We start from the raw sequence: 7,265 nt of genomic DNA, 5'->3' as shown, positions 1-7,265 counted from the left end.
GATTTAGTTTTTAATTTAGAAATAAATGAGTTTAATAATAGAGAGTATCTTCAGCTTATGATAAAAAGCTTCAGGATATAAGTTAATTAAGATTAAAAATGTATTAACCAATATATATTAAAAAATAAAAGTCTCAGGATTAATTGAGGCTTTTATTTTTTATCAGAGAATTGTATATGTCATGTTTGTATATTTATATATATCTTCAGAAATTGCAATTAAATTTAATTAAAGATATTACGAATATTATTAATAAAATAAACTTTAAATTCCATGTGAAAAATTAACTTTTAGAAGAAAATGTATAGATTTATGGATTTTATCAAGTGAAATTATCTTTAATCATTGAAAAGAGTTATGTAATAATATACAAAAATTCATAATTCTATAAGAAATATAGTAAATAAAAGGATAAATTTCCTTTTATGTAGAATAAAAGGATAAGAGCTTTAAAATTAAAGTATAAAGTAGGGGTAATGTATATGCAAGGGGATAACTTAGCTAAATCCATAATAGAAACCATAGATTCCTCCGTTGTAATAACTAATGATAAGGGAATTATAATGGAGATAAATAATAATACTTGTAAAAGATTTAATTTATACAAGGAAGAGATTAAAGGAAAAAGTATATATTCATTTTTAAGTGAATTAGGATTATATTTAGAAAATGAGAATAACATTTTAAATGAAAATAATGAGATATATGAAGTATTAAATGAAAAGAAGATAGCAGATAATATAATTCTTAAAAGGACTATTGAAAGTCATGAAGAGAAGGTTTATAAACTTAAGATTCTTCCTTTAAAAGAGAAGGTTGAAGGATTTCTTATGTTTTTAAGTGAAATAACAAGTAGTAACTTAAGCAAGGAAAAGCTAGATAAGGCAAGAGAAAAATATGAAAAAATGTTCCTTGAACTTAGGTCTAAAAGTCGTATAATTGATGCTTTAAAGTCTAAGGAAAAACAACATCTCCTTCATTTAACTCATGTTATAAAGAATATAACAGAAGGACTTTGGGTACTGGATTCTAAGGGGAATGTTATATTTCATAACAAGGCATTTTATGAGATAATAGGAATATCTCCTATGGAGATTAGAAATTTAAATAAGTTTTATGAAAATTATATATTAAAAGATAAATATGGAGAAATTCTATCTATAGATACATATATAAATAATCATGTGAAAAAATACGTTCAAATTAGAAATTTTGTTATAGAAAGAATTAACAAATCTACTGGAGAAGTAAGATATATAGAGTTAAACTCCACCCCAGTTTTTGATTGGGATAGAAACATGATATATACCATAAGCACTATAAAGGATATAACCTATATGAAGCTCCATGAAAAGGAGTTAGAAGATAGAACAAGGTTTATAAAACATGTTATAAATACATTGGATATACCAGTTGCAGTTTTAGAGTATCCCTTTTTTAGTATAATGCTTCATAATAAAAGTTTCGAGAAAATAATAAGTATTTTGACTGGAAAAGATTATATAAATAGCAATTATATTAAAAAATCTTCTTTTGTGGATCTTATGAAAGATGATGAGAAGGAAAAAGTATTAGATATAATAAACAGGTGTATCTTAGATAAAAAAGAGTATACTGTGAGTAATTATAAAATATATCAAGAAGATGGGGAAGCGAGGATATATAAAATAAAATTTAAGCCCTATTTGAATATGGATGATGAAGTTACAAGAATACATGTTCATGCTTTAGATATAACAGAAGAGGTAAAACATAATGAAGAGCTTGAAAGGATAAATTCCTTAAAGGATGAATTCTTTACTTTAACATCTCATGAACTTAGAACTCCATTAAATATAATATCTTCTTCTCTTCAACTTGCAACAAGTATATATAGTGATGATATAAGTCCTAGTATAGACAAGATCTTAAATAGGATAAATCAAAATTGTAGTAGGTTACTTAAGCTTATAAATAATATTTTGGATTTATCAAAGGCAGAAGCGGGATTTATTAATATAAACAATAGTAACTTTGAATTAGTTAGTTCTACAGAATTTATAGTAACTTTATCTAATAGTTATGCTGTAGCTAAAGGGGTAAACTTAGTTTTTGATACAAACCTAGAAGAGGTATGTGTATCTTTAGATAAAGATAAATATGAGAAAGTAGTATTGAATCTTTTATCTAATGCGGTAAAATTTACTCCAGAAGGGAAGAATATATATATTAATTTAAATGTTAATGAAGATAAGGTTATATTAGCGGTTAAAGATGAAGGCATAGGAATACCAAAGGATAAGATAGATATTATATTTGATAAATTTGCTCAAGTTAACTCTAGCCTTTCTAGGAGAGCAGAAGGAACAGGGCTTGGACTATCGCTTGTAAAAAGTCTTGTAGATATCATGGGTGGAGAGATAACTGTAAGCAGTGAGGTAGACACAGGAAGTGAATTTCATGTAGAATTTAATAGTAAGGAAATAATGTGTGATACTGTAGACGACGATAGTTCTTTAACTGGAGTTAGAGATAAGATTAAAATAGAATTTTCAGATTTATCTTAAACACATACTTAGGATAAAACTTCACATTTATTGTAACAAATATTAAAATTTCAATTATAATATAATATTGTACTTATATATGTTTTATATAGATAATGGATCTTAAGATATTTAGTAAATAGTTAAATTTATTTTTGATATAGCGTATTAAGATAATATATTTTTATCAATACTATATACATAAAGTATTTTCTTTTGTTAAATAAAGTATTTAAGATTCTAAAGTGAAGAAGAGGAGATGGAGTTTTGAATAAATATAAAATAATGATGACAGGTGGAGGGTCAGCAGGCCATGTTACTCCTAATCTAGCATTAGTACCTAAGCTTAAATCCTTAGGATATGAGGTTAAATACATAGGAAGTAAAAATGGAATAGAAAAAGATATTATAGAAAAAGAAGGGATACCCTATTTTGGAATATCTAGCGGTAAGCTTAGAAGATATTTTGATGTTAAAAATTTTACAGATCCCATTAAGGTTATAAAGGGAGTTAAAGATGCTTACTCTATAATAAAAAAAGAAAGACCTGATGTGGTATTTTCTAAAGGAGGTTTTGTAACAGTTCCTGTTGTTATGGCAGCCTATTTCAATAAAATACCAGTGATTTGCCATGAATCTGATATGACGCCAGGACTTGCAAATAAATTAAGTACTCCTTTTGCATCAAAGCTTTGTGTAACATTCCCAGAGTCTTTAGATAAGATAAAGGCAGGTAAGGGTATATTAACAGGAACACCAATAAGGGAGGAACTTTATTTCGGAGATAAAATAAAGGGACTTCAGTTTTGTAAATTAAGCCCTGAAAAACCTGTTATATTTATAATGGGTGGAAGTCTTGGATCTAAGTTTATAAATGATTTAGTAAGAGAAAGTCTTGATGAGCTTTTAAAGGAGTTTAACATAGTACACATATGTGGAAAAAATCATTTAGATGAGAGCCTTAAGGATATTAAGGGATATGTACAATTTGAATATATAAGAGAAGAATTACCTAATGTTATGAAAGCTTCTGATATAGTGTTATCTAGAGCAGGAGCAAACTCTATATATGAATTTTTAGCTATTAAAAAGCCTAATCTTTTAATACCTCTTTCTAAAAAGTCTAGTAGAGGAGACCAAATATTAAATGCTAAATCTTTTGAAAAAAGAGGATATAGCATGGTTGTAGAAGAGGAAGAGTTAAATAAAGATTTATTAATAGAGAAGATAAGGGAATTATATAAAAATAGGAATATTTATATTAAAGCCATGGAGAATAGTTCTATTAAAAATGGTGTAGAGAAAATTGTAGAAGTTATAAAAGGAAATACTAAAAAATAATTTTATGAGTGTATATCCTAATTTTAGAGCATACTAGTTATAAGTGTCAGCTCTAAAGGAGGAATACCATGATATTAGAGATCTATGGAGGAGCTGGTTTTGTAACTGGCTCCTGTCATATTTTAAGGGTAAATAATAAAATCATACTCTTAGATTGCGGATTATTTCAAGGTAAAGAAGATAAAAAGGGAGAGAATGATAAATTTCCTTTTAATGAAGAAGATATTGATTATGTAATACTTTCCCATGGACACATTGATCATAGTGGAAGAATACCTTACTTAATTAAAAATGGGTTTAAGGGAGAGGTAATTTGTACTAATGCTACAAAAGATTTATGTGAGGTTATGCTTAGAGATTCTGGAAATATACAAGAGATGGAATGTGTTATAAAAAACAAATATAGAGAAAAGAAAGGAAAAAAAGCTTTAAAACCTTTGTATACAGAAGAAGAGGGAATATATGCTTTAAAACACTTTAAAGGAGTAAAATATGAAGAAAGAATAGAATTGTTTGAAGGAGTACATATATATTTTAAGGATGCAGGCCACCTTTTAGGATCAGCTATAACGGAAATTTATATTAAGGATAATGAAGATGGGAAAGAAAAGAAGCTTGTGTATAGTGGAGATATAGGAAATAAAGATAGACCCTTAATAGAAGATCCATCTAAGATTAATAATGGAGATTATATTCTAATGGAATGTACATATGGAGATACATATCATGAAGAACAAGATTATTTCAAATGTTTAATAGATATTATAAAGAAAACTATTAAACGGGGAGGTAATGTGATAATACCTTGTTTTTCCATAGGAAGAACTCAAGAGATTTTGTATATATTAAATGACTTCGTAGAAAAAGGGGAAATTAAACCTAGGGTTTTTGTAGATAGTCCTTTAGCTAAAAAGGCAACGTCTATATTTAAAAAGCATTCAGATGACTTTGATTATGAAGCAAGAGAGCTATTAAAAGAAGGGGATGATCCTTTAGAGTTTAAGAACTTAGTTTTTACAGAGTCTTCGGAGGAATCTAAAGGTATAAAGAGATATAGAGAGCCATGCATAATTTTATCTTCTAGTGGTATGTGTGATGGAGGACGAATCAAGTATCATTTGTTAAATAATATAGAAGAAGACAAAAATTCTATAGTCTTTGTTGGATATCAGAGCCCAGGAACTCTTGGAAGAAGTATAGTAGATAAAAATGAGTATGTAAGGATACTTGGAAAGAAAAGAAGAGTTTTAGCTGAAATCCATAAGATATATGGACTTTCAGGTCATGGAGATAAGAAAATATTACTAGATTGGATAGAAAGTTTTAATAAAAAGCCTGAAAAGATAATTCTAGTCCATGGAGAAGAGGAGATAAGATTGGCATTTAAAAATGAGCTCCAAGAAAAAGGTTACTCTGTTTTAACACCTAGTAAAGGGTGTATTATAAAACTTTAAAAAACCTTAGTTTTAAAATGTTTTAATATATATTACAGTAATATAAAGTGTATTAAATTTTTATTAAAAAGCGTTAAGCTATGAATATAAGAGATAATTAAGTTGTATTAAGTCGTATTATGAATATTTCAAAACCATGACTTAATATGGGATTTGAAAAACATATATTCCTAGTATATAATTACTTTGACCGAAGAAACTAATAATGATTATCACATAATATAATATAGTTTTAGTATAAGAACACTTATAAATAGATTTTTGTAATATTAAATTTATTTTGCGACATTTTATGTAAAATATATTAAAGGTTTTTAAATCATATTATAGAGCATAAATAGTTTAAACAAACTTCTTATAAATATTTGTTATTTTGGCAGAAATATATTTATTAAATAAAAAATATGTGATATGCTATTATATGTGTAAACGGTTGATGAAAACACTGAAACCGACGTTAGAGCTACGCCTTTTTTAGGGTATTTGTTTAGTAAAGGGTTAAACAAATTGTAGTTTTTAGCATAAACTTTGGAAACTTTAATTTACAGCAATTGACTCTTATATATTATGGAGGGATTTTTATAAGTTAAAGTTACCTAACAAATATATGAAAAATTGAAAGAGAGGTCAGTAGTAATGAGAAAGATGAAAACTATGGATGGTAACGCAGCTGCGGCTCACGTTGCTTATGCTTATACTGATGTAGCAGCTATATTTCCAATAACACCATCTTCACCAATGGCTGAGCACGTAGATGAGTGGGCAGCGCAAGGAAGAAAGAACATCTTTGGTCAAGTTGTTAAGGTAATGGAGATGCAATCTGAAGGAGGAGCTGCTGGAGCAGTTCACGGTTCTCTTCAAGCAGGAGCATTAACAACTACATTTACAGCTTCACAAGGTTTATTATTAATGCTTCCAAATATGTATAAAATTGCAGGGGAATTACTTCCAGGAGTATTCCATGTAAGTGCTAGAGCTTTAGCAGCTCATGCTTTATCTATATTTGGAGACCATCAAGACGTTATGTCTGCAAGACAAACTGGATATGCATTACTTGCATCTTCAAATGTTCAAGAAGTTATGGATTTATCTCCAATAGCTCACTTAGCTGCTATAAAGGGAAAAATTCCTTTCTTAAATTTCTTTGATGGATTCAGAACTTCTCATGAAGTTCAAAAGATAGAAGTATTAGAATATGACGAACTTAAGAGTTTACTTGATATGGACTCAGTTGAAGAGTTCAGAAAAAAAGCTTTAAATCCAGAAAATCCTGTAACTAGAGGTACAGCTCAAAATCCAGATATCTACTTCCAAGGTAGAGAATCTTCTAATAAATTCTATGATGCTATACCAGGACTTGTTGAAAGCTATATGAATGAAATAAACAAGTTAACAGGAAGAGACTACAAGTTATTTAACTACTATGGAGCACCAGACGCTGAGAAGATAATAATAGCTATGGGTTCTGTATGTGATACAATAGAAGAAACAGTTGACTACCTAGTTGACAAGGGTGAAAAGGTAGGTTTAGTTAACGTTCACTTATATAGACCATTCTCTATACAGCACTTATTAGCAGTTGTTCCAAAGACTGTTAAGAAGATTTCTGTTCTTGATAGAACTAAGGAGCCAGGATCTGCTGGAGAACCATTATATCAAGATATAAGAAATGCATTCTACGAGTTAGAGACTGAAACTAGACCAGTAGTTGTTGGAGGAAGATACGGACTTGGATCTAAAGAAGTTACTCCAGGAAACATATTATCTGTATTCAACAACTTAGATGCAGAGAAACCAAAGAATGGATTCACAGTTGGTATAAATGATGATGTAACATTCTTATCATTGCCAGAATCTGAAAACATAGATACAACTCCAAAAGGAACAGTTGCATGTAAGTTCTGGGGTCTTGGATCAGATGGTACTGTTGGAGCAAACAAGAGTG

The 7,265-nt window shown here is 28.8% G+C and carries 3 protein-coding genes and 1 pseudogene; all 4 read left to right on the top strand.

Annotated elements, in window-relative coordinates; translation table 11 throughout:
• Positions 1-482: 482 nt before the first annotated feature.
• On the top strand, positions 483-2,546 hold the full coding sequence (locus AB2369_RS09665) for an ATP-binding protein (protein ID WP_367666273.1): 2,064 nt from the start codon (positions 483-485) through the stop codon (positions 2,544-2,546).
• A 267-nt stretch (positions 2,547-2,813) separates the two neighbouring features.
• Positions 2,814-3,866, top strand: a complete 1,053-nt coding sequence (locus tag AB2369_RS09660) for an undecaprenyldiphospho-muramoylpentapeptide beta-N-acetylglucosaminyltransferase (RefSeq protein WP_367666274.1) — start codon at positions 2,814-2,816, stop codon at positions 3,864-3,866.
• 68 nt (positions 3,867-3,934) lie between these two features.
• Positions 3,935-5,320: an MBL fold metallo-hydrolase RNA specificity domain-containing protein gene (locus AB2369_RS09655; RefSeq protein WP_367666272.1), complete on the top strand. Its 1,386-nt coding sequence runs from the start codon at positions 3,935-3,937 to the stop codon at positions 5,318-5,320.
• Positions 5,321-5,956: 636 nt separating this feature from the next.
• Positions 5,957-7,265: pseudogene (locus AB2369_RS09650) on the top strand (pyruvate:ferredoxin (flavodoxin) oxidoreductase); the annotation flags it as partial.

It is taken from the genome of Clostridium sp., assembly GCF_040797585.1.
Classification (GTDB): Bacteria; Bacillota; Clostridia; order Clostridiales; family Clostridiaceae; genus Clostridium_Z.
This window is presented reverse-complemented; position numbering and strand designations above follow the sequence as displayed.

Coding starts and splice junctions, on each gene's coding strand:
- AB2369_RS09655 (WP_367666272.1), top strand. CDS start 3,935: ATGATATTAGAGATCTATGGAGGAGCTGGTTTTGTAACTGGCTCCTGT.
- AB2369_RS09660 (WP_367666274.1), top strand. CDS start 2,814: ATGACAGGTGGAGGGTCAGCAGGCCATGTTACTCCTAATCTAGCATTA.
- AB2369_RS09665 (WP_367666273.1), top strand. CDS start 483: ATGCAAGGGGATAACTTAGCTAAATCCATAATAGAAACCATAGATTCC.